Origin of the sequence: Paenibacillus rigui (assembly GCF_002234615.1) — a bacterium.
Classification (GTDB): domain Bacteria; phylum Bacillota; class Bacilli; order Paenibacillales; family NBRC-103111; genus Paenibacillus_S; species Paenibacillus_S rigui.
Genome location: NZ_NMQW01000020.1, coordinates 40418 through 66415, shown reverse-complemented (window position 1 = coordinate 66415; position 25998 = coordinate 40418). Strand labels below are relative to the sequence as shown.

General features: G+C 49.5%; 26 protein-coding genes. 5 read left to right on the top strand and 21 right to left on the bottom strand.

All coding sequences use genetic code 11. The features are described 5' to 3' along the window. Positions 1-257: 257 nt before the first annotated feature. The 7 genes from CF651_RS14510 to CF651_RS33150 form a co-directional block, all read right to left on the bottom strand. Positions 258-758 carry an NUDIX domain-containing protein gene (locus CF651_RS14510; protein WP_245855911.1) on the bottom strand — a complete coding sequence of 167 codons (501 nt, stop codon included), beginning with the start codon at positions 756-758 and terminating at the stop codon, positions 258-260. Between the two features lie 11 nt (positions 759-769). Beyond that, entirely contained in the window at positions 770-1225 is a 456-nt protein-coding gene (locus CF651_RS14505; protein ID WP_094015584.1) for a RidA family protein, read from the bottom strand. A 246-nt stretch (positions 1226-1471) separates the two neighbouring features. Beyond that, complete coding sequence (locus CF651_RS32845) at positions 1472-1777, bottom strand: class I SAM-dependent methyltransferase (RefSeq protein ID WP_245855910.1); 306 nt, start codon at positions 1775-1777, stop codon at positions 1472-1474. A gap of 167 nt (positions 1778-1944) precedes the next feature. Then, complete coding sequence (locus CF651_RS14495) at positions 1945-2751, bottom strand: VanW family protein (RefSeq protein WP_094015583.1); 807 nt, start codon at positions 2749-2751, stop codon at positions 1945-1947. Positions 2752-2814: 63 nt separating this feature from the next. Continuing rightward, positions 2815-3432: a nucleotidyltransferase family protein gene (locus CF651_RS14490; protein WP_094015582.1), complete on the bottom strand. Its 618-nt coding sequence runs from the start codon at positions 3430-3432 to the stop codon at positions 2815-2817. Positions 3433-3475: 43 nt separating this feature from the next. After that, positions 3476-4000, bottom strand: coding sequence for a DUF4241 domain-containing protein (locus CF651_RS14485; protein WP_094015581.1), 525 nt, complete (start codon positions 3998-4000; stop codon positions 3476-3478). A gap of 298 nt (positions 4001-4298) precedes the next feature. After that, a complete protein-coding gene (locus tag CF651_RS33150) occupies positions 4299-4427 on the bottom strand; it encodes a hypothetical protein (RefSeq protein ID WP_281254473.1) in 129 nt (42 codons plus the stop codon). A gap of 127 nt (positions 4428-4554) precedes the next feature. Here CF651_RS33150 and CF651_RS14480 point away from each other — a divergent pair, with 127 nt between their 5' ends. From CF651_RS14480 to CF651_RS14465, 4 genes are all read left to right on the top strand, one after another. Further along, entirely contained in the window at positions 4555-5298 is a 744-nt protein-coding gene (locus CF651_RS14480; RefSeq protein ID WP_094015580.1) for an SDR family NAD(P)-dependent oxidoreductase, read from the top strand. A gap of 61 nt (positions 5299-5359) precedes the next feature. Then, on the top strand, positions 5360-6115 hold the full coding sequence (locus tag CF651_RS14475) for an SDR family NAD(P)-dependent oxidoreductase (protein WP_094015579.1): 756 nt from the start codon (positions 5360-5362) through the stop codon (positions 6113-6115). A 546-nt stretch (positions 6116-6661) separates the two neighbouring features. Next, positions 6662-7078 (top strand): hypothetical protein, encoded by a 417-nt coding sequence (locus CF651_RS14470; RefSeq protein WP_094015578.1) that lies wholly within the window; start codon positions 6662-6664, stop codon positions 7076-7078. A 146-nt stretch (positions 7079-7224) separates the two neighbouring features. After that, on the top strand, positions 7225-7869 hold the full coding sequence (locus CF651_RS14465; RefSeq protein ID WP_094015577.1) for an SIMPL domain-containing protein: 645 nt from the start codon (positions 7225-7227) through the stop codon (positions 7867-7869). Here CF651_RS14465 and CF651_RS14460 read toward each other — a convergent pair. The 9 genes from CF651_RS14460 to CF651_RS14420 form a co-directional block, all read right to left on the bottom strand. Then, the gene (locus CF651_RS14460; RefSeq protein WP_094015576.1) at positions 7866-8666 is read right to left on the bottom strand and encodes an ABC transporter ATP-binding protein; all 801 of its coding nucleotides are present in this window, start codon (positions 8664-8666) and stop codon (positions 7866-7868) included. The two genes, CF651_RS14465 and CF651_RS14460, sit on opposite strands and share 4 nt — an antisense overlap. After that, complete coding sequence (locus CF651_RS14455; RefSeq protein WP_094015575.1) at positions 8663-9694, bottom strand: ABC transporter ATP-binding protein; 1032 nt, start codon at positions 9692-9694, stop codon at positions 8663-8665. Before CF651_RS14455 ends, CF651_RS14460 begins: the two co-directional genes overlap by 4 nt. 5 nt (positions 9695-9699) lie before the next feature. Beyond that, a complete protein-coding gene (locus CF651_RS14450; protein WP_094015574.1) occupies positions 9700-10536 on the bottom strand; it encodes an ABC transporter permease in 837 nt (278 codons plus the stop codon). 1 nt (position 10537) lies between these two features. After that, entirely contained in the window at positions 10538-11524 is a 987-nt protein-coding gene (locus CF651_RS14445; RefSeq protein WP_425436271.1) for an ABC transporter permease, read from the bottom strand. A gap of 188 nt (positions 11525-11712) precedes the next feature. Continuing rightward, the gene (locus CF651_RS14440; RefSeq protein ID WP_094015572.1) at positions 11713-13533 is read right to left on the bottom strand and encodes an ABC transporter substrate-binding protein; all 1821 of its coding nucleotides are present in this window, start codon (positions 13531-13533) and stop codon (positions 11713-11715) included. Between the two features lie 207 nt (positions 13534-13740). After that, a complete protein-coding gene (locus CF651_RS14435; protein WP_094015571.1) occupies positions 13741-14913 on the bottom strand; it encodes a response regulator in 1173 nt (390 codons plus the stop codon). Beyond that, positions 14888-16816 carry a cache domain-containing sensor histidine kinase gene (locus CF651_RS14430; RefSeq protein ID WP_094015570.1) on the bottom strand — a complete coding sequence of 643 codons (1929 nt, stop codon included), beginning with the start codon at positions 16814-16816 and terminating at the stop codon, positions 14888-14890. Before CF651_RS14430 ends, CF651_RS14435 begins: the two co-directional genes overlap by 26 nt. 20 nt (positions 16817-16836) lie before the next feature. Then, positions 16837-18168, bottom strand: a complete 1332-nt coding sequence (locus CF651_RS14425; RefSeq protein ID WP_094015569.1) for an extracellular solute-binding protein — start codon at positions 18166-18168, stop codon at positions 16837-16839. A 78-nt stretch (positions 18169-18246) separates the two neighbouring features. Beyond that, a complete protein-coding gene (locus CF651_RS14420) occupies positions 18247-19137 on the bottom strand; it encodes a LysR family transcriptional regulator (RefSeq protein ID WP_094015568.1) in 891 nt (296 codons plus the stop codon). A gap of 120 nt (positions 19138-19257) precedes the next feature. Here CF651_RS14420 and CF651_RS14415 point away from each other — a divergent pair, with 120 nt between their 5' ends. Next, positions 19258-20349, top strand: coding sequence for a branched-chain amino acid aminotransferase (locus tag CF651_RS14415; protein ID WP_094015567.1), 1092 nt, complete (start codon positions 19258-19260; stop codon positions 20347-20349). 74 nt (positions 20350-20423) lie between these two features. Here CF651_RS14415 and CF651_RS14410 read toward each other — a convergent pair whose 3' ends face one another. The 5 genes from CF651_RS14410 to CF651_RS14390 all read right to left on the bottom strand — a co-directional run bounded on the left by CF651_RS14410 (position 20424) and on the right by CF651_RS14390 (position 25995). Continuing rightward, positions 20424-21869, bottom strand: coding sequence for a nicotinate phosphoribosyltransferase (locus tag CF651_RS14410; RefSeq protein ID WP_094015654.1), 1446 nt, complete (start codon positions 21867-21869; stop codon positions 20424-20426). Positions 21870-21881: 12 nt separating this feature from the next. After that, positions 21882-22736: an ammonia-dependent NAD(+) synthetase gene (nadE, locus tag CF651_RS14405; RefSeq protein ID WP_094015566.1), complete on the bottom strand. Its 855-nt coding sequence runs from the start codon at positions 22734-22736 to the stop codon at positions 21882-21884. Between the two features lie 83 nt (positions 22737-22819). Further along, on the bottom strand, positions 22820-23374 hold the full coding sequence (locus tag CF651_RS14400) for a cysteine hydrolase family protein (RefSeq protein WP_179232815.1): 555 nt from the start codon (positions 23372-23374) through the stop codon (positions 22820-22822). 163 nt (positions 23375-23537) lie between these two features. Continuing rightward, the gene (locus tag CF651_RS14395; RefSeq protein WP_094015564.1) at positions 23538-24308 is read right to left on the bottom strand and encodes an NUDIX domain-containing protein; all 771 of its coding nucleotides are present in this window, start codon (positions 24306-24308) and stop codon (positions 23538-23540) included. Between the two features lie 154 nt (positions 24309-24462). Beyond that, entirely contained in the window at positions 24463-25995 is a 1533-nt protein-coding gene (locus CF651_RS14390) for a sulfatase family protein (RefSeq protein ID WP_094015563.1), read from the bottom strand. Positions 25996-25998: the final 3 nt, after the last annotated feature.

Below are 25998 nucleotides of genomic sequence, written 5' to 3'. Positions count from 1 at the left end.
TTATAGTTATGCGAACGCTTTTCTTAAATACCGCAGCCTCCTTTATTCATGTCACATATTCATCAAATGTCCTCCTTCCGTTTCCCATCATACCGCTAGCCATATAGATCAACAAGGAACGAAAACCAGTAATCCATAGAACAAAATCATGGATTTGTATGCGTTTCCATTTTGAGTTAGAACAAATTCTTCCACAGTTTATAAAAGAATTCCGGAGCCCTGTTTGGGCCCCACATTGACGACATTCATCTTGTCAACTAGAAGGCAACCGTCTCTTTCATTATGCTCCATTGAATTTGTGAATATTGTTCTTTATTTCGTGTCGTAGTTCCGACTACAATATCTTTAATAAACGGATGTTCCAAATAATGTATCCAAGTATAATTAATTATTTTAGACGTATGTAGGCTTGTAATTTCATTTCGGGGTATCCAATATAGCTCCCCTTCATCAGAAGGTGCAAAGTTCCTATGTTTCGTTTCCCCAAAATAGACGTATTGCTGGCGAATTTCTCCATCGTTATTTTCGATTAGTATGTATTTCAATTTGAAATTATTTATTTCCTTTCTCTTAAAACCAGTCTCCTCTTCAATCTCTCTATAGCTGGCCAGCATTGGATTATTCAGTTCTTCATATTCCAGATGGCCTCCAATACCACCCCAAAACTCAAATTGAAACAGCTTGCTTCCAGCTTTTTTCATCATCAATACGTCATCTTGGTTTGTTAAAAATGCAGTTGCCATTTGCCTTATTTCCATATATACCACCTCTATACATTGACTTCAAAAATGGATTCTACAATAATCGGCAGATTATCCCGAACCGAGACCGCACCGAATACCGATCTCGCGTGCACCCCTTTTTCCTGAAATACCTCAGCCATCAAATCGGAGAAACCGTTAAGAACCTTATGATGCTCTTCAAAAGATGGCTCGGCGTTCACAAACCCTTGAACTTTCACCACTCTTTTCACTTTATCCAAAGTGCCCAGCGCATCCTTGACAACTGCGAGAACCTCGATCCCTGCCTCTCTTGCAAATTGATAACCCTCATCTGTCGTATAATCGCTTCCCAGCTTCCCCTTGCAGCTGCTTGTCGGACCTTTGCCAGACACAAACATCAGTCCATTGACAATAACACAATTCGTATAACTTGCGGCAGGATGACTGGCCTTCGGTAAAATGATACCCCTTTGGTGCAAACGATTCTCAATGGAATGTTCCATACAAATTCCCTACCCTTCGATGAATTACTCATTGATCATTTTTTCTGGACCGCCCAAGTTACAACATCGCTTTCAAGGAGAACTCTCCTGCCGTTTCTAGTAATTTCTACACGATACGGTTTTATTGTTTGTTTAATCCAGGTCCAATCTTGATAAAAGGCTTCGAATTTAGAAATCAAATACGGCGTCTCAAATAACAGCTCAAACATGGGTTCAAGTGATTCGCCGGTATCCATGAAAGTTTCTTTAATCCCAGTACCAATGATGATGCAATTGACGCCTTGGTCCTTGGTTCCCTTTGGGAGCCATTCGGTAACCCGCAATATCGGAGAGCACACCTTCGATCTTACTCATCATATGATATTGTTTGCTATACTCTTCCAACTTGGAAATAGCGGACTCTAATAAATCAATGCAGACCACTTTACCCTCTTTTTTGAGAATTTGTTGAGCGACGGGAATACTATTCCTGCCTACCCCGCAGCCTAAATCCAAAACATTCACCTCAGATTTAGATTCAAAAGCACTCATAAGCTCCATAATGGTCTTCACAGGCTTGTGCAACCAGGAGCCAGGTTCGAAAAGCTCATGGGTTTCATAGCATACATCATGGTAATCTTTCTCATATTGTCTTATGAGGGGGAGCCGATTCATCTGGTTTATACCTTTCCTCTCCTTTCTGTATTCTGCCAAACTTTAATCACATTTTGGTCCACTCTCTACATCGACACTCCTGGTTTCATATACTTAACTTCTGAATTATTTACCATGATTAACCTCTCATGAACAACGGTATGATCTTCCTTGCTTAGTTCCAATCGCCATATTTCATTGGTTCGATACCAACGACCTTCTTTTTCATAAAACTGATGGTTTCTCTCTTCGATTTTGTAAATAAACTCCAAATCATCACTGCATTGTATCGAGCCTTCCAAAAAATCGTCTGACAAAAAAAGATGAAATTGAAACTTGCAGCTTGTCGGATTATAAAATTGTAAATCGATGTAATTATAAAATATGCTCGTCCCGGTCCCGAAGGGGATTACTCTTCTGTCATCAGGAAATAGATCGAAGCTATGATGATGTCGTTCTTTAATTTCAAGAGGGGTATGAAGAGCTAACCAAAAAAGCATATTGGCTAATTGGCATAAGCCTCCCCCCGGACCTGTCCGGACTTCACCATTCGATAACATTAATCCGTCGATATATCCTTTAGCCCTTGTTGTTTTTCCAACCAAGCGCCAGAATGAAAAGGTTTCTCCCGGATTTATAACGATTCCATCCAAGTGGCCTAGCGCAAGGTTAAGATTTTTTATTTTATTCTCTTGCAGGATAGGGTCTGAATTTTGAAGGACTCTTCTTAGTACCGATTTATGCCGTTTACAAATATTACCGATAAGATTCGTTTGTCTTTCGCGTGCATAAACAATTTTGGGATTGAAATTGATTATGTGCCTTTTGAGAATAAGCTGCTGGACTCTCCATTTGTACAAAAAAGGGAAGCATCTCAATACCAATTTTTTCATTCTTTAATCCCCCCACTAAGACGCCTGCACCAGGTAATTCACTCAGATGGCAACCGCTTCCATCTATAACAACCCCTTAAGATATTCATGGTTCGAACTTGAAACGGCTGTCCTTAACAACTTCTCATTATAACCCCTTGCCTTAAGTACGTTTATGATTTCTTGAATTCGATCCTGTCTTTGTCGTCTCAAATTAGACTCCAATTGAATTTCAAGGGGGACCAATGGAATGTCGAAGCTTTGAAAATCAACATATTGCTTTTTGTCCCAGATGTACTTGCCACCTTCCCAGATCCCTTCACCGTCTTCAGAATCCGGAATTCCAGCAGAATCTGAGATATGTACGACTTCGAGAGGGAAGGAGTGCATTTTCCATCTGCCCTTGGTCCAAGTAAAACCCGATGGGAATGATTGGGTAAAATAGGGTTCTTCCTTGGATGAAAGCCAGTTTGAATCGTGGTAAGGAAATGGACTCTTTTCTTCTAACTGAAAAGATTTCAGGAGTTCGCTAATCTCCCCCACTCCCTCAAGCTTTTTAGTATAAATATCAATATCATTAGGACTCATGCCGGCCCCTTGCAAAGCAGATCCAGCGGATCCAACAAGAATCCAATCTATTTGCTTACCGGAATTGAAATATAGATTACAAAATGTGCTTAACGCTTCCTTCCAGTGGCTCAACGTGTCCACCTTCCTTCCATGTTCACAGCTCAAAAATCCCGTCTCAAATCTCAGATCCTTTAATAAAAACAATTTTCACCGCTATAATTTGATTCTGCTCGTTCATGGCCATGTAAGCCCCATATGCACCGTCGCCAAACCCTGTTCGTGAAACAGCTCCCCCGTCTAAAACCCCTGCTTCATTTGCACTCTCTGTAATATCACAGCAAGTCAAATACCAATCACTATCTGTAGGATCGGAATCCCCCTCTGCAACCGAGTCAGCAATTCTAAACATATTCATGTCAAAAATCCCTGCTTGTCCGCTGTCCACTCCTACTATAAAGCTGCACTTCACCCAGTGCAGTTCCTCCACCTGATCTTCATATAATTGATGGTAAGCATATAGCTTGGAGCATGCTTCGCCCCAGTCATTTACTTCAAGCCTCTCTACATTCGCAATCCATGAACCGTTCAGTACATGATCTAGAACGCCCATAATAATGGTCTCCGTATTAAGCTCGTAACAAGGATCCGCTACAACGAATCTGCCGGAAGTTACTTCAAAATGCCCTAATTTAATAACCATGAATGAAATCTCCTCTACTTATGTTCCCTCCCATTATACCAACAAATGGTAGTATTGGAATACGAAAATGAGGCCCATCCGGCCTCTCAATGTCATTAAGTTAAGGCGTTGGGCCAGAATTTCGAAAAGAGCAGGTTATCGAAAAGATAGCCCGCTCTTTTTTCGTGCAAAAAAAGAGCACAAAGACTTGACAAGTAGTATTCGGAAGCGTCGATATTTTGTTTACACCACTAACCGAGATTCCATCGCCCGAGCTCTTCCAGATCAATTAGCCGTACCATCGACCTCAACTATTCATTCACCGGCAAATGGAGTTGGAGTAGCCTTGGGCCGCTTCCTTCAGTTCTTCGTGCAGCTCGTAAGCTTTCTTGACGATGCCTTCGTCCGTCGGAGCCGCACCCGACTGGGAGCGTTTGAAAATAACCACATTCCATTCCGCCTCTTATTTAAACCAGTGCTAGAATGAAATCAAGGCAATTTGCGAACCCTAGCAAAGTTGGGATGTCAAAAGTTCTGTAAAGTATTACACAATCGGAGTAAGGGAGCATTCAGCTATGAGATTCGAATCGAAAGTTGCGATTGTCACAGGCGGTGCCAGCGGAATCGGGGAAGCGACCGTTCGCTTGTTTGCGGAAGAAGGGGCCAGGGTGGTTATTGCGGATTTTTCGGATCGGGGGCAAGAGGTTTCGGATCAGTTGAACAAGGCGGGGTTCGATACTTTATTTGTGAAGACGGATGTGACCCAAGAGGATCAAGTCATTCGTATGGTTACGGAGACCGTGAAGAAGTATGGCAAGCTGGATATCCTCTTCGCCAACGCCGGAATCGCCAAAGACGCGCCTGCGGACGTTCTAAGCTCGGATGCCTGGCAAAGAACGATCGATATCAATTTGACGGGCGTATTTCTCTGCGATAAGTATGCGATCAAACAGATGCTGGAGCAAGGAACCGGTGGCTCTATCGTAAACTGCGGCTCCATTCACAGCCATGTTGGCAAAGCGCAAGTCACCGCATACGCTTCGGCCAAAGGTGGCGTGAAGCTCCTGACCCAATCGGTCTCGGCGGATTATGCCGCCAGAGGGATTCGGGTCAACGCCGTATGTCCAGGATATATCGACACGCCGCTTATCGAAGGAAGGACGGAGGAATTGAATCAGCACCTTATCGGACTGCACCCGATGGGCCGTCTGGGCAAGCCGGAGGAAGTCGCCAAAGCCGTGCTGTTCCTGGCCAGCGACGACGCTTCCTTCGTAACGGGAGCGAGCCTGCTTGTGGATGGCGGATACACGGCCGTCTGATTGAACGTTCAGGTGAGGCGTGTCGGGTTACCTATACAACAACAGGCAGGGAGCTTAAACCATGAGACTTGAAGGCAAAATGGCGCTCATTACGGGCGCAGGCGCAGGGATTGGGAAAACGACTTCTCTTCGGTTCGCGAAGGAAGGGGCAAAGGTCGTCGTGACGGATATCAACTTGGACAATGCCAATCAGACCGCTGCCGAGATCAAGCATGCCGGCGGCGAAGCCGTTGCGTTCCGTCACGATGTAAGCAATGAGGATAACTGGAAGCAGGTTGTAAGCGAGTCCGTATCTGCGTACGGACGGATTGACGTTCTATTCAACAATGCGGGGATTTACTTCATTAAACCTCTCGCGGAAATTTCCGTTGAGGAATGGAACCGCCTGATGAGCATCAACGTCACGGGAGTCTTCCTCGGGATGAAGCATGTGATGCCGCTGATGGCCCGGAATAAGGGCGGGTCGGTCATCAACGCTTCGTCCATCGCGGGAATCAAAGGGGCGGCGGGGCATCTCGCTTACGGCGCCAGCAAGGGCGCGGTACGCACGATGACTAAGGATGCTGCGGTCGAATATGCGGATTATAATGTCCGCGTCAACTCAATCCATCCGGCTTACATCAATACGGCGATGGGAAGCTATGCGGTCGACACGGCCCAAATACCGGAAGCCGAACTCGCCAAGATTGTAGCGCCGATCGGACGCTTTGGCACGGTCGAGGAAGTCGCCGGCTTGGTGGTGTATCTCGCGTCCGACGAAGCCTCCTTCTCGACTGGCGCGGAGTTTGTCATTGACGGCGGCGCTACGGCAAGATAAGGCGTGCCGGGTGTTCCTCATTTGGCTGGAGACTGCAAAAAACTGATTACAATGGCGATTTGGATTAAAGAATCATGACCGCAAAAGACACCTATTCGCAGCAATGTCATTAAGTTTAGGCGTTGGGCAAGAATTACGAAAAGAGCAGGTTATCGAAAAGATAGCCCGCTCTTTTTTGTACAAATTTCCTTGTCTGCACGAAAAAACAAACGGCACAGGGATTCTTCCCTTGCTGTTCGCAATCGTTTTTTCCCCTTTTTCCTCACACGGCCCAATGTGTAGCGGAACGCCACCCATGACACGCCTCCAATTCCTATATCCAATCGCTGCGCACTTGCCTTATCCGAATTTCGTAAGGGAGCCCTATGTTATCCATAAGACATTGGTTTAATATGAGATGCGGTCTAATACATCGGTTTGTTCCCCCTATATTTTTCCATGTGACGCCATGATACCATTTAGTTGCGTTTCACAGGGAAGAAAGGAGGAACGACACCCGTCTTTCTTATTTAAAACCAAACCATTGTTGAAGGGATGATTTTAAAAATGAAAATGAAAAACAAAAAATGGTTTTCCACACTTCTAATTGCAGCTTCGGTTTTTTTGACCGCGCTTCCCGTTCAAGCCGCCTCCTCCCAATATCTTGAGATGTATGAGAATGGTCCAAGCACGGTAGAATCGTACCATCATCATGGAAATCATGTGTATATAACTGTCAACAACTCCGCTCCTACCGGAAATTGGGGTGATATTAACTGGGAGCTGATTGACGGCTATTCCCAAACAATTGCAAGCGGTACGGTAACCAATCCTTTGACAGTGTTTGGCTATCCTAACTCAGGCGACCATAATATTAGTCTTGATTTTCCGTTGGATGGCTCCAATCAGAATGATGCGAGACTGGTTCTTACCTGCACAAGCGGAAGATGCCAGGGAGACGCGTATATCGAGACAACGAATTAATATAGAACCCAGTAATGCTTGAATACGGTGGAGGCTGTCACGCGGCAGCCTCCCTTTTTACTGCCGTTGCTTTTCGATCAGACATTGAACCCAAAGCACAGCCATACAATTAAGTGTAAATACTTTCAGGCAAGGGGTGTAAAGGAATGAATCAGATCGAAGTTACAGGCGAGGGCACCGTCTCCGCGTCTCCCAATCAATCGATGGTAACGCTTGGCGCGATTACAGAAAATCCGACTTTAACCACGGCCCAGTTGGAAAATAATACGATTGTTACTAGCATTATTGACTCCCTTACCAGGCTCAATATCCCCAAGGACCATATTCAAACCGTCGATTACAGGATTGATATGCAGTATACCTTCGATGAAGGCAAGCAGCATTTCAAAGGGTATCAAGTTACCCATCTGCTGCAGGTTACGATTGAACCCATCGAGAAGACGGGACTTGTCGTGGATACGGCTGTGAATCATGGAGCGAACTCGATCTCAACCATTCGATTTATGAATACACACCCTGAAATTTATTATAATCATGCCCTTACCTTAGCCATTCATAATGCTCAAACGAAAGCTTCAACTATAGCAAATACCCTGCAAGTAAAGCTAAGCCCTTATCCATTCAACGTTCAAGAGGAGACTCGCTCCCAAACCCCTATCCCCTATTCGGCTGCTCAGTTTGCGGAAAGCAAGACAGCTCCGATCCAGACTGGAGCTTTACAAATCACAGCTGCCATTAAAGCGAAATTCGCCTATTCTTCACCAACCGGGAAATTAGACGGATTCGCCTAAGCCAAATTCCACGCCTCATGAATTTTGGGCACATCCGAGATGAGCTGGCGGGTATAAGGGTGCTTCGGTCGCAGGATGACCTCCTCCGCCTGCCCATGTTCAACGATGCAGCCTTTCTCCATAATATAAATCGTGTCGCTAACGTAATAAGCCAGCCCGACATCGTGGGTAATGAAAATAATTGTCATGTTGTTCTCTTCCCTTAATTTGAGCAGCATATCAAGAATCGTAGACCGGGAGCATGCATCCACCATCGAGGTTGGCTCATCGGCAATAAGCACTTTGGGATGCAGCATGAAAATACGGGCGATCATCAACCGCTGCATTTGTCCGCCGGACAGCTCAAACGGGTACTTGTTATACAGCTCCTCGAATTTTAAATTCACGAAGGAGCAAGCATCCTTCATTTTTTGAAGCTGCTGCTCCTTTGTTAGCTTCAGTCCCTGCAGCTTGATGCAATCGGTCAGCAGCTTATCCACTTTATGGAATATATTGAAGGATGAAAAGGGATCCTGGAAGATCGCCTGAATATCCTTCCAATATTCTTTTCTATCCTTATGGCTCCTCAGCTTCCGAGGCTTTCCTTTATATTCTATTGCACCGCCGGTTTCATTCAGCAGGCCCATGATGATTTTGGCCAACGTCGTTTTGCCGCTGCCGCTTTCGCCGACAATGGAAATAATTTCACCCTCATGAAATTGAAAGCTCACTTCATTCACAGCCGTCGTTTTGTTGAGCCCATAGCCGAACACCTTGGTTAACTGTCTGCCGCTAATAAGCACCTTACCTCGATTCATTGTGCGACCACCCCTCCGTCCCCCTGCTCTTTGCGATACCATTCCCTCAAGGTTTGCGTATCGAATATACACCGGTACAACCGCCCCTCCGCCGTCCTGCTCTCCACCTTCCCTTCCTTGCAATCCTTGGTAGCATACGAGCAGCGGTCGGCAAAACGGCAGCCTGGCGGCACCTTCTTCAGGTTAGGCGGCGCTCCCGGAATCGCTTCAAGCTTGTGGCCCTTCATGCCCTCCTCAGGGACGATGATGGAACCCATCAGCTTTTTGGTGTACGGATGGATAGGGTCAAAAATCATTTGGTGCGCTGTGCCTCTCTCCACGATTTCACCGGCATACATCACCACAATCTCATCCGTGACATGGTACAGCAGCGGCAGCTCATGTGTGATGAAGACGAGCGAGCGAATGAATTGTTTGTCCAGCAGATCCTTCATCAGCTTGATGACCGCCTTCTGCGACGTTACATCGAGTGCGGAGGTCGGCTCGTCGGCAATAAGCACCTTCGGATTCAGGATGGTAGAGATTGCGATTACCGTTCTTTGCTTCATCCCTCCGGACAATTCGTTCGGATAAGACGTCAATACTTTCGTGGACAAATTCAATGTTTGGAAGCGTTCAGCCGCCATGTCCCATACTTGTTTTTTGCTCAGCTCAGGCTTGTGCACCTTCATAATATCCTCGATGAACCGGATAATTTTGAGGGTCGGGTTCAGCGCATTCATCGCGGCCTGCGGAATATAAGCAATTTCTCTCCCAAGAATTTGGGATCTCAGCTGGTTTTTGCTCAGCTTCATGATATCGGTTCCGTTAATATGGATGGAGCCGCTCTTGTAATGCAGCGGTGGAAAATAGAACCCCATTAAACTTAAGGCCAGCGTCGATTTGCCGCTCCCCGATTCCCCTGCAATGCCGAGCGTCTTGCCGTCCTCCAGCACGAAGTCCACACCGTCCACCGCATACACATTCTCCTTGAGGCGGGTCCGGTAGTAGGTTTTGAGTCCCTTCACTTCCAGAATATTTGTGCTCATAGCGATTAGCTCCTTATTTTGGGATTGAAGATCTCGTCCATTCCCGTATTCATCAAATACAACGAAAAGGTGATGACCGCAATGGAGAACGCCGCAGGAATGAAAGCCCACCAGGCCCCGGCCACCGGCGCTTCAAAGATCAAAGCCCAATTCATGATGATCCCGAGCGATATCGTGTTGTAGGGGCCCAAGCCAAGCATTGAGATGGAAGCTTCGGACAAAATACCGGAGGCCGTCTGCAGCACGAATGCCATCACAACATACGATGCGATATAAGGAAGAATTTCAAATACGATAATTCGCGGTGTGCTGTGACCCGAAATTTTGGCGATATTCACATGATCCCGGTTGCGGAGCGAGGTCGTCTGCGCACGAACAGCCCGGGCCGTCCAGGGCCAGCTCGTAATCCCGATGATCAGGGCGGTGACGAGCGAGCTTCGTGAATTGATGCTGACGGAGATCAGGATAAGAATGATGAAGGATGGGATTACAATGAAAATATTTGTCACCGCGGTCAGCAGGTTATCGACCAGCCCCCCAATATAGCCTGCTGTCAGCCCAATAACCAAACCAATCACCGTGGCGCAGACACCGGCAATCAAGCCTACCTTCATCGAGGTTCGGATCCCGTACATCAGCTCCAGGAACAAGTCCCGGCCAAAATTGTCCGATCCGAGCAGCAGCTTGCCATCCGGCGGCTGAAAGGCCATCGCCATCATCTCTAACGGATCATTGCGGTTCATTAACGGATAAATGAGAACCAGAGCCAGCATGAACAGCAGTGCTATCGTCCCAAACATGAACTTCGGAGACCTTAATAAGATGGTAACGGAATGATTCATATCAGCTTTCCTCCATTTGAGCCGCCTTGATTCTCGGGTCGACAATGCCATATATAATCTCAATCGTAAAGTTCGCCAGCAGCACCGTAAAAGCGATAAGCAGCGTACACCCGGAGATGAGCGGATAATCCAGCTGGCGAATGGCGGTGAACAACCAGGTGCCAATTCCCGGATAACTGAACACAATCTCGCATATCAATGAACCGCCGACCATCGTTCCGATGGAAAGCGCCAGTCCGGTAATTTGAGGCAGCATCGCATTTTTGAACACATATTTGGCAATAGTGGCATCGCGGATGCCTAATAATTTGCTGTACAAAACATAGTCCGCATTCAATTCATAAATGGACATTTCCCGCATACCTATTGCTTGACCACCAATCGTAACCAACACAATGGACAGGAACGGCAGTGTATGGTGCCGGAGTACGGAGGCAATGAAGTCCCAGCTTAACTGCGGAATCATCTGAAAATCATACCCTCCCGACAACGGGAACCATTTCAAGTTCAGGGCAAACAGGTACAGCATAATGATCGCCAATGTAAAAAAAGGAATCGAGTTGACGAACAACGCGATGGGAAACAATGCTTTATCAAACACGCCCTTCTTATAGGCGGCTACAGCCCCAAGAATGTTGCCCAGGATCCAGCCCGTCAGAATGGCCGGGAGCTGAAGGGCTAGTGTCCAGGGGATTGCGGAAGCCAATATATCCGTCACTTTTTTCGGATAAAGCCCGAATGAGGTCCCCAGATTGCCCGTGAATAAATTTTTGACATAAATAAGGAACTGCGTGCCCAGCGGCTTGTCAATCCCGAATTCCTTGGTAAACGTTTCGTATACTTTCTTGATGGTATCGCTGTCCGTCATGCCCTGGGTCATCTGAGACACAATAACGCTGATCGGATTTCCTTGCACCAGCCGCGGCAATATAAAATTCAACCCGATGGCAACGATTAGCGTCACCAGATACCATACCGATTTTTTCATAAAATACCTTGTATAGGCGTTCAATGTATACACCCTCCCAACGGTTCCGCTCGAAGCGAACCCGACCTCGATAACCTAACCTTCCGCTGAGCAAGAAAAGCGCAGCTTATAGAAAAAAGCCTATATTAAGGTTGGGCTTGCAATTCACCAAAATATAGGCTTCTTTTCTACGTCCCTAGGCTGCAAAATTAGTTATGAATTTGATATAACGTCTTGACCCCTGAGCCATCGATGGCGATTTGCGGAGGAATGTTGGAGCCGTCGCCCTGCGTCGGGAACCCTTTCCAGACCGTTTCATTCACGGTGTGGAATACCCAAGGTCTGTACATTAACGGCACCGAAGGAATATCGGTCAGCCACATTTTGGTTAGCTCCGTGTACATGGACTTCAGTTGCGCCTCATCGGAAACGGATGGGATTTTATCGATAATTTCGTCGGCCTTCGCATTTTTGTAGCGCCCCCAGTTCCAGAACGCCATTTCGCCTGCCGGAGCCACACCTTTCGAATACATGATCGTTCTGGCACGGTTCCACGGCTGACTAGGACTAACCCCGCCTGCCGGCGTGTTCATGATAATGTCGAACTTCCCGGTTTGCAGGTCGTTGTTCCATACCGGCTGTTCAGGGAACTTCGTACGAATTTCAATACCGATCGCTTTGGCATTCTGGGCGACGATTTCAAGTGAAGCATTCCAGTCCGACCAACCGTAAGGACATTCGATCTCAAAAGGTCCGAGGCGGGTGCCATTCAGCACACGGATGCCGTCCTGGCCTTTCTTCGCGCCAATCTTATCCAGCAGCGCATTCGCTCCCTCGACATCGGTCGTCCATTGCAGCGACTTGATCGCATCCTGATCAACATACTTTTTCTCCGCATCCGAGTCCAGCGTTAAGGACGGCTTCATCGCAGCCGAATAGCCGCTCATCGCCAGGTCGGAAATCTTTTTGTAATCGATCGCCATCGCTATCGCTCTGCGGACATCGGCATTATCGAGCCCTTTCTTCGACATATTGAAGAAAATCGAGGGCATGGACCCCGGCAGGTAATACGGCGCATCCTTCATATAAGTTTTGACTGGAGCGCCGCCCTTCCACATGTTCCACACCTGCGGGATAAATTGTTGGGAGACATCCACCTGATTGCTTTTGAAGGCCAGATCACCTGCGGCATTATCCTTATAAATCACGTGGGTAATATATTTGGGAGCCGGCAGCTTGCCGCCGAACAACGTTTTGCCCCAATAATTGTCGTCACGTACGACGGTAATCTTTTGATCGTTATAGAAGAACATTTTATAAGGGCCGGTGCCTACCGGGGCGGCGTTCACCTCTTTGCGCAGCGCAGCCAGCTCGTTGTTTGCTTTCTTCTCCAGCTCCTCCCATACATGCTTCGGCAGCATAGGAATCAGCTCGATACTGTCCAGAACGGTCAGCTTGTTCGGATTTTCTTTTTTCAGCTTAATTGTCACCGCGTTCGGTCCGTCGGCAACGACATCCTCGATGTACGTCCAGAAGCTGCTCCAGTTCACCTCATACTTCTTACCAAGCTTGTAAGTATAAACGACATCATCGGCCGTGAATGGCTTGCCGTCATTCCACTTGGCGTCCTTGTTCAAATCGATTTTCAAGGTAACGTCATCCGCCCACGTATATTTCGTTCCCAGCAGAGGCTCCAGCTTACCGTCCAGCATGTTAATCATGAACAGTGTTTCATAGATCAGCTCTCGGGAGTTGCCATAGTTGATCGGGAAGGCAGGGTTACCGCTCAGGAGGTTGAAGTTCGTGGGAGCCCCCCACTGAAGCCCGTTAATGTACAGCGTCTCATTGCGTGCCGTTTCTTTGTTATCTCCGGTTGCTGCCGCCGGTGCTGGCTGGGTGACAGCCGGTTTATCGGCCTCCTTGGCCGGTGGGGTCGTCGCTGATGGGGGTGATACCGATTCACAAGCTGACAATAGCGTTGGTGCCAGTACTAATGCACAGATCAGGCCGGACATTTTTTTGAACCTCATAGTTAACCCCTCCGCATTTGAGAATGGTATGGAGAATATGCAAACGCTTCATTTCCGCGTCTTAAGCTCATTGTAAGCGAATACATTGGGGTGTTGTAGTACAGAAACTTAAGATGTTAGGGTTATATTTTCAATGTTTTTATAGGGGCTGTGCATAGGAAAAAACCTCCGCTCATCAACGCGAACGGAGGACGGTACATTCAATGGCTAGCTTAACTCCAAGCGATAATCCGATGGCGTCACTTGGAACTTTTTACGGAACACCTGGGTAAAATGCCGCAGGTCGTCGTAGCCTACCAGCTTCGCAACATCCGTAATCCTCAGCGCCCGGTTAGCCAGCAGCTCTTGAGCCCGCTCCATGCGCAGCTGGGTCACATATTCCTTGTACCCGATCCCGAGCTTGTGCTTGAACAGTTGGCTGAAATAAACCGGGTTCAAATAAACAATGGAAGCGATCTTCTCGAGCGAGAGATTCTCTTGAAAATGAGCGGCGATATATTGCAGAGCAATTTCGACCGCATCGTCATTTTTCCTTGCGGGGAGCTCCTGCTGGACGAGAGCCGCGCCGCCATGCAGCAGTGCGTTGACTTCTTGAGGTATGGCATGGAAATCGGTGAGACGTCTGCTCATCACAAATTGATACGGTTCGTTCAAGCATCGTTCCAGATGCGCCCTCGCTCCCCGCTCGAAATCAGCGCAAGCGGCCTCCACTTCTTCACGTAGGGTCACCACACCCAACACCCGGTTCCCCTCCAGGCTTACAATAAATCCTTGGCCGTTCATCGCGAACCATTCGGTCAGTACATTTTCCACCACAAAATGATGGAGCGAAATATCCTGCTTCCCCTCAAGCTGAACGAATACGAGATGAAAATAAGGATGCTTCTCCGCCAGCCGGGACACATCGAACCTTCCGATGTCCAGCCCCTGTACCCAACGCCGGAAAACCGCTTCGCGCAAGTAGTTCAGATTAAGATGAATCCAATCCTTCTCTGACAGCTGCTGCATGTCATCGGCCCATTCTTGCTCCAATAAGCTCATGGTTCGGATGAGCTGCTCTTTGCCCACAGGCTTCACCAAATAGTCCTTGACCCCCAGCCGGAGCGCTTCCTGTGCATAAGCAAACTTCGAGTGAGCGGATATGATCACGACCTTGGTTCCGCGATGCGACCGCTGAAGAGCGGCCAGCAGCTCTAAGCCGTTCATCCCCGGCATCCGGATATCCAGCAGCAGCACGTGAATTCGTTCATTCAACAGCAGCAGAATCGCGTCTTGGCAGGAATGTACTGTCATCACCTGAAAGTGTGGAAATGTCTGGTTGAGTGTCCGTTTCATTCCTTCCCGAATCGATTTCTCATCGTCCACAACGAGAATATTCATCCTCAGCCCCTCCTGCAATGTGATATTCGAAATGGCATGCATCCGTTGGCTTGGGCAGCGAAATGAGGACCGTGGTCCCTCCCCCATCCTCACTGTCGATCCGCAGACCGTACTGTGCTCCGAATTTCAGAACCAATCGTCGGTGGACATTGATCAGTCCGATCCCCGCCCCTTCGGTCCCGATCGGCATTTCCTCGAGCCGTCGGATCGGCTTCTCCTCCTCTTCATATAGAATCCCCTCCAGCTGTACGACTTTGTCCAGCATCCGCTGCAGCTCAAGCAGCTTCGCAGGCTGGATTCCGCCGCCGTTATCATGAATTTGGATTTGCAAACAATCCTTCGCTGCAGCCAGACGCAGGTGAATCAGCCCTTGCTGATTCTTTTGGGACAACCCATGAACGACCGCATTCTCAATCAATGGCTGCAGTGTCATCTTGGGGATTCGAACCTGATGCCACGTCTCCGGAATTTCGTTTCGGATGTCCAGATGATGCTCGGCTCGTGCCTGGATAATAACCAAGTAGTGGTGCATCTGCTTCAGCTCTTCTTCCAGGGTAACATCCGTCTGCTCCCATTCACTGCTGTAACGGAACATCCGGGATAGCGACAGGATGATGTTCTCCAATCTTTCGTTCTTCATCTCTTCCAATTCCCAGTAGATCAGATCCAGCGTGTTGTACAGAAAATGGGGATTCACCTGCGATTGCAGCGCGTACAGCTGCGCATTTTTTTCACTGGACGTAACCGTACGCACCCGGTCAATCAATTCCCGGATTCGAAGAATCATCACATTGTAGTTATGCATCAAATAATTCATTTCCTCAAAAGAACGTACTTCTTCCATCAAGTTCAGGTTGCCGCGTTCGATCGCTTTCATCTCGCGAACAAGCCTGATCATCGGAGCCGAAATGGACCGTGACATGACCGTTGCAAGAGCGATCGCCGCGAGCACGGACAATCCAAGCACCATAATAAAAAAACGGTTCGCTTGCTCCAGCTGCACCTGAAAATTCGATTTAGGCGTTATGCTCACGACGGACCAGTTTAACACCGGCTGATTGCCGATGACAACCAAATCTCCATGCTCATCCCGGGTTACGATGCGAGCCTTGTCCTTGACACCCAGCATCGGCTCTATGGCGGACCATGGCGTCAGACCAGACCCTGCATCCGTTCCCGATTCGGCTAGAAGCTCATACGCTTCAGAAGCATCCTGTCTCCCTGTTCCACGGGGGAAAGCCGCGATATAGGCTTGACTGTCCGGACCCACTTGTAAATTGGCAAGCGTCGTCAGGATCGGAAGCGGATTCGCTTCGATAAGCAGGACGCCGATCGGCTCGCGGGAATACAGGTCATAGATTACCCTGCCGAAGGAAACAACCGGTTGATCCTGCACCGTCAATGTAGTTGTGTGCGTACCGAACCAAACCATCTCTCCCTGCGAACGCAGGATATCCGCATACCAGGAGCTTTGCATAAAGTGGGGAGCATAGGGGTGAACGGACGCTTCATGACTATACACCTTCCCTGTGCTGGAGATCACATGGATGGCCATAAGATCGTTGCGGCTGTAGAACACGGCTTCCAGCAAATTAATAATCGTTCGTTCATTGATTAGAGCTAGTGAGGGAGTCACATCATGGTCCGTCAAAATCCGCTGCACATCGGAGTTGGTCGAAATCGTTTTGGACAGACTGTTATATCCCTCTGCAAGCAGACCGAAGTTATCCAGCGCCTGTGACACATTTTTCCTGGCAATCTCTCCAAACCGATGATTCATTTGCTCCGTACTGTATTGGTAAAAGATGCCCGACAACAATGAGAGAAGCAGCAGTACCGATAAGAGGAACCAGACAAACAAACGAGTGCTGATCGTATTCCATCGCAGCTTGTTGAAACGCATTGCCCTCTCCCCGTTCCCTTTTATTTGCGCTTCATATTGGTTTCCCAGGAAAGCTGATGCTCTTTGGCCACATCCTCGGGGTTCATCGGCTGAACGAACAAATTTTGAAGCAAATCCAGGTGTGTTTGGGTAATAGCCGGAGGGATTACATTATCGAAATTCATATCACTGCCTTGAATATCCTTGAATAAATGCATCGTATCCAATTGCAGCGGTGTGTAGCCAGTCGCGACAAAATCGTCATCCACCTTCTGACTGAGGCCGATCGCTGCATTCATTTCCATCGCGGCTTGAGGGTAATGCATAGTAACATATCGCAGAAACAGCTTGCTTTCCTGCAGATGCTTGCCATTTGCCGCCAAAGCGTAAGCCGTGCCCGGTGCGATCATGAAATCATTGGGGCTGCCTTTTCCGTCTACTGTCGGAAACTTCATTAGAGCAACCTTTCCTTTGACCGCAGGGGAAATTTCGATCTTTGGAATTTCCCAAGTTCCAATGTAGTACATCGCCGCTTGGCCGGAACGGAACGAGCTCGAAGCAGCCAAAGAATCGACAGAGACCGCTCCTTCTTCAAAAGCCCCTGCTTGGATCAACCGCTGCAGCTCCGCAATCGCTCGAACGAACACCGGGTCGGTAAAGGTTCGCTTGCCTTGAAGCACCTCTTGTAAAAAACCCGGCCCGCCATGAAGCCGTTGTAAAATATTCATAAACAGAAATGAAGTCGTCCAACGATCCTTGGCACCGATCGCAACCGGAGTGATACCTTTGCTCCTCAGAAGCCGCGCGGCTTCAATTAACTCTTCGAATGTCTGCGGGAAGGTCAGACCCGCTTGTTCAAACAATGACTTATTAACAAAAATGCCGGCCAAATTCAAATTATATGGAAGCGCATACAATTTTCCGTCAAAAGTATAATAGCTCAGCACCCCGCTCACGAACGTATTTCTCAGTTCTTCATTCATGATGTCATTCAGAGGAGCCAGCACTCCGCTGTCCACATAAGGCTTCATCTGTGCTCCCGGGTTTACCATCGTAATATCTGCTACCTCCCCGGAGGCTGCCTGCGTTTTCAGCTTTATTTTTTGCTGCTCGGTGTTCAACCGGTCGAATTGGATGCGGATATGCGGGTGAAGCTTCATGAAGTCATTAACGAGTTTCTCCTCTATTTTATAGGCGGGGGAGCTTTTATCCGACTGAAGAGTTTGGAGGGTCAAGGTGATGACCTTGGGCTCCTCCTTGTAGCCGCCAAGGGCTGCACCGGTAAACATTCCTTCCGGTTTATTCGAGCAAGCCAGAAGACTGCCCAGTTGGGCCGCTGCCCATAACATGGCTAAAGCTTGGGTACTCCGCATCTTTCGACTCCCCCTCTAATCGCTCCGCTGGAATTTCCTCAGCTTCATTATACAAGGTTAATTTCCAAAAAACACCACTTATTGCTGAAACATCTCAATGAAATGCTGTGCGTTTTTCGATAAATACCGGTCCTTCAACCACACAATTCCGACATCGGAATAAAAATCGGCATTCCTCATATCCAGCATCTTGATATTTGTTAGAGGAAAAGAAGACATGACCGATTTGGGTAAAATCGTCGCGCCGATCCCGGCGGCCACCATGGCAAGAATAATCGCAACGCTGGAGCATTCACATAAAATTTGCGGTTCCATTCCCGCTTTCCGGAACTCATTCAGCACTCTTTCGTGCATCCCCGTCGTATAGTCGGTTTTGAGGGTGAGGAAAGGAAAGGCAGCCAGCTCCTGCATGGTAACAGTGTGCTGGTTCACCGCCTTGCTCCACTGAGCAGGAATGATGGCAACGAACGGATCCGAAGGCAGACGGAGAATCGAATAATTCCCCTCATCCGTAGAAGCTTCGAATGGAAGCCTGGCAACAACGAGCTCGACATAGCGTTTATCCATTAGCCTGCTGAGCAAAAAATGATCCCCTTCCTGAATTTTGAAGGTGACCTTCGGATAGATCTCCCTGAACTTCTGAATTTGCTTAGGCAGCAAAGAAATACAGGAAACCACCGCGCCGATGGCAAGCATGCCCTGGATTCCCTCATCCAGCTCCTTCACCTCCTGCAGCGTTTCCTCGAACTGCAGCAGCAGAGCCTCCGCCCTCTCCCTTAGCACTTCCCCGGCAGGCGTGAGCTTCCAGCGCTTGTCACTGCGGTCGAACAGCGTCACCTGGAGCTCTTGCTCCATCTGCTTGATCTGCCGGCTTAATGGCGGCTGTTCCATATTGAGCAGCTTGGCCGCCCCTGTCACTTGCCCGACTTGCGCAACCGCCAAAAAATAACGCAGCTGTCGTAGATCCAAATGCAACCTCTCCTTTCCATACCTAAAAGGTATGATAAACGTACAAAACGGATATTTTAAATATACGTAAAGAACTGGTATCATTCAACTAATAAATATACCTTCAAGGGGATGAATTTCATGGCACATTCCATCTCGATAGAACGGACTGTTCATCCGAAGCAAAAGCCTGCGGCGGATCAGCTCGGCTTCGGCAAATATTTTACCGATCACATGTTTATTATGGATTACGATGCAGCCAAAGGCTGGTATGATCCGCGCATCGTTCCTTATCAGCCTATCGTTATGGACCCGGCTGCCAAGGTGTTCCACTACGGACAAACCGTGTTTGAGGGCTTGAAAGCCTACCGGACCGCTGACGAGCGGATTTTGTTGTTCCGCCCGCACCGTAATTTTCAAAGATTGAACCAGTCGAACGACCGTCTGAGCATTCCTCCTATTGATGAAGACTTGGCTTTGGAAGCGCTGCAGCAGCTGGTGCTGGCCGATCAGGATTGGATTCCGTCAGCGGAAGGAACCTCTCTATATATCCGTCCCTTCGTGATTGCAACCGAGGCTGCGCTTGGCGTCAACCCCTCGCAGCAATACCAGTTCATCATCATTCTCTCGCCCGTCGGATCCTACTACAAAGAAGGCATCAAGCCAGTGCCTATTCATGTGGAGTCACATTACGTACGTGCCGTGGCCGGTGGCGTAGGTACGGCAAAAACCGCAGGCAATTATGCGGCAGGGCTGAAAGCGCAGGAGCATGCCTCCGCTAACGGTTATTCTCAAGTGCTGTGGCTGGACGGCGTTCACCGCAAATATATCGAGGAAGTCGGCAGCATGAACGTGTTTTTCCGTATTGGCGATACCGTAGTCACTCCTGCGTTGAACGGCAGCTTCCTGGCCGGCATCACAAGAGAGTCGGTGCTGCAGCTATTGCGGCATTGGAATATCCCAGTGGAGGAACGGACCCTCTCCATCGATGAGATTGTCGAGGCTCATGCCAATGGCACGCTGAAGGAAGCCTTCGGTACGGGAACCGCCGCAGTCATCTCCCCTATCGGCGAGCTGTTCTGGCAAGGACAGGCTCTTCGCATCGGCGAAGGGCAGACCGGCGAGCTGTCGGCCAAGCTGTACCATACGGTAACCGGTATCCAGAAGGGCACGTTGGAAGACCCGCTCGAATGGATGGTTGATATGACGAAGCAAGCATCTGTCCTGAAATAAGACATACAACAAGCCGATCCGTCTTCATCTTGAAGAGGATCGGCTATTTTTTTACTGTGAAGATCTAATCAGGCTTACATTTTGTTGGCATGGATCAGGTCCATCTTCAGCTGCCATGCCTGCGGGCTCAAATCAACCAGGTAAGCGGCCGGGTTCAGCTTGCGCAAATACTCGGGCCAGAACATCTTGAGCTGCTTCGCATGATATGCCCGAATCTGATCCAGCTCCGGCAGCTCATACACCTGCTCTCCCCCGATGAAAATCGGCTTTAACAGCGGAACCGCCTCATAATCCTCCACGTATTTGTACAAATACGGATGCAGCTTGTCGAACAGCTTCAGCTTGCGGCCCTCCAACGCTTCGGTATCCCCGCTCAGCACGATATAATCGGCCTCCGCCATCCCGTTACGACGGTTCATCAGACGGTATACCTCTTTCAGCCCGGGGGTGGTTACTTTCTCCGGATTGCCGGAAATTTTGATCACGGGAACGTATTCCCCGTCCTTCTCCCTTGCAACCAGCTTATAGACACCGCCCAGCGCCGGCTGATCCGCCGCAGTGATGAGCTGTGTGCCAACACCCCAGCTGTCGATTTGGCAATCCTGTGCCTTCAGGTTGAAAATAATGTTCTCATCCAGGTCATTGGATGCGACGATTTTCACATATGGCAATCCGGCTTCATCAAGCATGGCCCGCGCCGTCTTCGACAGGTAGGCCAAGTCTCCGCTATCGAGACGGATGCCGCTCATCCGTTTACCCTGCGCTTCCATCGCCTTCGCGACTTTGATCGCGTGGGGCACACCGCTTTTCAGAGTGTCGTACGTATCCACCAGCAGTGTAACCTGATTCGGCAGCGCCGCGGCGTACCGGAAGAAGGCTTCTTCCTCCGAATCATGGTCCTGAACCCAGGCATGGGCATGCGTTCCTTTGGTCGGGATGCCGAACAGCATCCCCGCCCGCATGTTCGAAGTCGAGTCGAAGCCCGCAATGTATGCGGCCCGGGCTCCCCAGATGGCTGCATCCGCTTCCTGCGCCCGCCGGGTGCCGAATTCCATCAGAATGTCTTTGGGTGCCACCTGACGAATCCGGGATGCTTTGGTTGCAATCAGCGTTTGGAAGTTCATGAAATTCAGGATCGCCGTTTCCAGCAGCTGAGCCTCGAATACACTGGCCTCTACACGGATCAAAGGCTCATTCGGGAATACAATGGTGCCCTCCTCCACCGAGCAGAGGTTGCCGGTAAACCGGAAGCTTTGCAGCTTCTCGAGAAAGGCCGGGGCATAATCCTCCTCCTGCTCCCGCAGGTATTCGATGACCTCCTCGTTGAAGCTCAGGCTGCGGACATACTCGACAATGCGCTGAAGTCCAGCAAAAACAGCATATCCGTTGCCGAACGGCAGCTTGCGGAAAAACACCTCGAATACCGCTTTATTGTCCGTCGTGCCATGAATCCAGTGAGCGTACATCATATTAATCTGATATTTATCGGTATGAAGCGTTAAATTATCGTAGGTTGCCATATTCATCAGGAATCACTCCGTCCACCAGGTGTCATAAACCGTTACCGGACCTTGTCTTTTGTGCTCGGTCGCCAAGTAACGGCGTTCAATAATAGCCGCTGCCGCCGGGGCGACAGGCTTGCCTTCCAGGTAATCGTCTATTTGCTCGTATGTGACGCCAAGTGCGGCTTCATCCGGAAGCCCGGGCTTCAAATCTTCGAGATCAGCCGTCGGCTGTTTGAGGTACAAGGCTTCAGGGCAGCCGAGCTGCTTCAGCAGGGCACGGCCCTGTCTTTTGTTCAAGCCATAGATCGGTGCTACATCACAAGCCCCATCCCCGAATTTGGTGAAAAATCCGCTGATCGCCTCCGCCGCATGATCCGTGCCAAGCACCAGCAGTCCATAGTGAGCGCCCAAATCGTACTGTGCCTTCATGCGCTCTCTAGCCTTGACATTTCCCTTCAGAAAATCGCTAAGCGATTCGCCTGTTGCCTGCATGAATTCATGCACCGAGGCGTCTACCGCAGCCTTAATATGGATCGTGACCACACGGGTCGGCCCGATAAACCGGATCGCCTCCTGCGCATCCGCCTCATCCTGCTGTACACCGTAGGGCAGACGAACTGCGATGAATTGATAGCGATCCTCTCCGGCTTCCTCGTTCAGCTCATTCACTGCCAGCTGCGCGAGCTTACCGGTCAGCGTCGAGTCCTGGCCACCCGATAGACCGAGCACATACCCTTTGGATTTGGCCTTCAATGCATACTGCTTCAGGAAATCCACACGGCGCCGAATTTCGGCCGCAGCATCGATATGCGGTTCAACACGCAGAGCCGCTTGAACTTTGCTTTGCAGTGCGGAGGAGTTATTAGGATTCGTATGAGTCATGATAAAATCGCTCCTTTGTCTTAAGGCTAATGTATAATAGTTGTTTCTCCGTTTGTTCTGATTCGAACCAGTTTCCCCTGCCCTTACGAAATAACCGTCGCTCCAAGCACATTGCGAAAATGGTCCAAGGCCCACGCATGCCCGGCGGGATTGAAGCTCGCCACCGCGTCCTCGTGTACGGTCACTTGAAAGCCCTTATGATAGGCGTCCACTGCCGTATGAAGCACGCATATGTCGGTGCATACACCGACAAGATGAAGCTCCGTAATGCCTCTGGCTCGGAGCTGCAGCTCCAGGTCGGTTCCGCAAAATGCGCTGTACCTCGTTTTGTCCATCCAGTATACCCGATCCCGGTTCACCTCATAAGCAGCCTGGAGCCTGCCGTACAAGTTTCTGCCCTCGGTGCCCCGAATATTGTGCGGCGGGAACAGCCGGTGCTCCGGGTGAAGCGTATCGGCTTCATCATGCAGATCCACAGCCATAACGACCCAATGCCCTTGCTGGATGAAGGCCTCTGTCAGCTCAGTAAGCCTCTCCTCAATGTCAATCGCCGGCTGACCGCAAGGAAGCTTTCCGTCCACGAAATCAACCGTATAATCAATAACAATCAATGCTTTCGTCGTATGCGCCCCTGTCATGCCCAACACCATCCTTTAAATAGTATTGTTAATTATATTATTATGACAATATCAAACCACTCAAGATAACAGGCTTTGCTGCCATTGAAGACGGCATGCGTTGTCCGAAAGGGAACAGACCACGAGAACTTATCCCCCTCTAGCCAGCTAATAAAATGGTGCCTTAGCTGTAAATAGACAATGTCGGCACAACATCAGTAAACCGGTACAGCTGCGCGGCACGCTGAGAATATTGATTGGAGAGCTTCGGCTGACCGTTACGGTCCTTCACCTCTTCAATGATCCCTTTGCGGCTTTGCGTGGACGTGATCTTACGTATAAAATTTTTGTCCTCGAACTCAGGTACAACCGTCTGGATCACTTGATACAGCTCGCTCATTGTGAACTCATCCGGCAGAAATTCCTTGGCGATGGTTGTCGTCATCATCTGCTGACGGACACGCTGCAGGGCGTCCGTCAATATTTGCCGGTGATCGAACGCGAGCTCCATCCGCAGTGCTTTCTCTACCGGGAACAGCCTCACATCGGCTGCATCATCATCGGCCCGCCGCCGGGCCAAATCGTCCTCATGCACCAGTGCAAAAAATGCATGGGAGATCATCCAGCCCCGCGGGTCGCGATTCGGTGCGCTGTACACATTGAAATATTCAATGTGTACATCATCCACACCCGTCTCTTCCCATAGCTCCCGCTTCGCGCTCTCCAGAATTGTCTCCGTTTCCTTCGAGAAGCCTCCCGGCAGAGCCCACTGGCCGGTGAAGGGCCATTGCTTCCGTTCGATGAGCAGCACCTGCAGCTCCCGGTTGGGTAATGACTTCTTCGCCGTAGGCTTCTCGGTAGAGGTAATCGTGAAGATAACAATATCTGCAGGCGCGCCATCCGGAGTTCGATATTTACTTGCGCTGTAATTCGTTTCATTCTCTGGGGTTTGCATTGGCGGCTCACCTACTTTAATTCAGTTCAATAACTTCGTTTTGATATTATCATTATGACATATTAAAATCATTTGTCAAGCGACAAATCAAAAAAGACCGAAGCCCGTTTTCGAGGACCTCGGTCATTTCCAATAGATTGGATGCAGCATCCATTTATTGCAGTGCTTCCAGCCCATGCCTGTCATAGAACAAGGGTCCCCGCGACCAAATGCAGGCCAGATGCATCAGCAGCTCTGCTGTCATTCGCTCGCGGATCGCCGCATAACTTCCATCGGCATAGAGATTATTCCATTCCTCCGGGTCTGTAGCAAGATCATACAGCTCACCCTGAAGCTTGCTTATGTTGCCGATTGCATCGCCTATCGTCCCCGGCGTATAGAGGATCAGCTTCCAATCCTGCTTCCTCCACATCAATGCAGGCGCAGCATGATGCGGTGTCGAGCCCTTGCCGTGAAATTCGCAAAACGTGCCTAGCCGCCTCTGCTCCCCGAGCAGATCAAGCCCGGGCAGCTGCACGTTGCGCGGCAGTCCCGCTATGCGCGATAGCGTCGGTACGAGATCTACAAGCTCCGCAGGCCGATCATCCACCGTGCCGTGAAGCGATGCCGGCAGAAAGGTACCCGAGAGAATCATCGGGACCCGTACACTGCTATCGTACAAGCAGTATTTGCTAAATCGGTAGCGGCGCTCTCCCAGCATCTCGCCATGATCCGAGACGAAGACAATCAGCGTATTGTCAAGCCTTCCCTTCTCCTCCAGCTTTTCCAGCGCCTGCCCAAAGTAATGATCCAGCCAAGAGCAATTCGCCCAATAACGAAGCGTCGTTCGTTTGCGTTGCTCGGGAGTCATGCTTTCCCACACCAGCCGCTTGTCCATATAATTGTGACGGTTGCTTTCAATTAACTCGTCGGTCGCCGCCAGATGCGTGTCCTGCTCCGCCTCCCATGGCGGCTGGGGGATGTCCGGAATGTCACGGATATCGTACAGATCCTCAAACTCCTTCGGTACATTAAAGCCCGCATGCGGCTTCAGGAACGATAAGTACAAGAACAATGGACGTGTAGAATCCAGCCCTTCGTCGATAAATTTCAGACATTGCTCCGCTACCCAGCCGTCCCTATGCAAATGCATTGGAACTTGACTGGTGCAGCCAATGTAGCCATTCGCGTTCTCTTCCCCGCCGCCATAGTCTTTCGTTTCTTCATGATAGGCAGCAAGACCATCCGGCTCGACATCCCCCATCATTACAGCCCCGTCTTCATAATGTCCGCTGTCTCGTGCCAAACCTACGGAACGAACCTCGAAGCCCCGCGTGGATGGAGCCGGATTCTTCACCCCGTGATTCCAGTGGGTTTTGCCGAAGCCCGCCGTCTGGTAGCCTGCCTTACGCATTAACTCCGGAAGCGGGTCACTCGGCAGCCGATCCTCGTCATACAGCCCGCCATGATTCGTCCGTACGCCCAACTGAGAGGGGTAGTAGCCGAACATCATAGAACTGCGGCTCGGCACGCACATCGGAGCTTGACATACTGCCTGGCTGTATACGATACCTTGATCTGCCAGCTTGTCAATCGTCGGGGTATGAATATGGCGGTTGTACCGCCCGATACAATCCCATCTCTGCTGATCCGTCATAAAGAAAATAATGTTCGGTCTGGTCGGTACCATTTCCGTTTTATTCAGCATCTT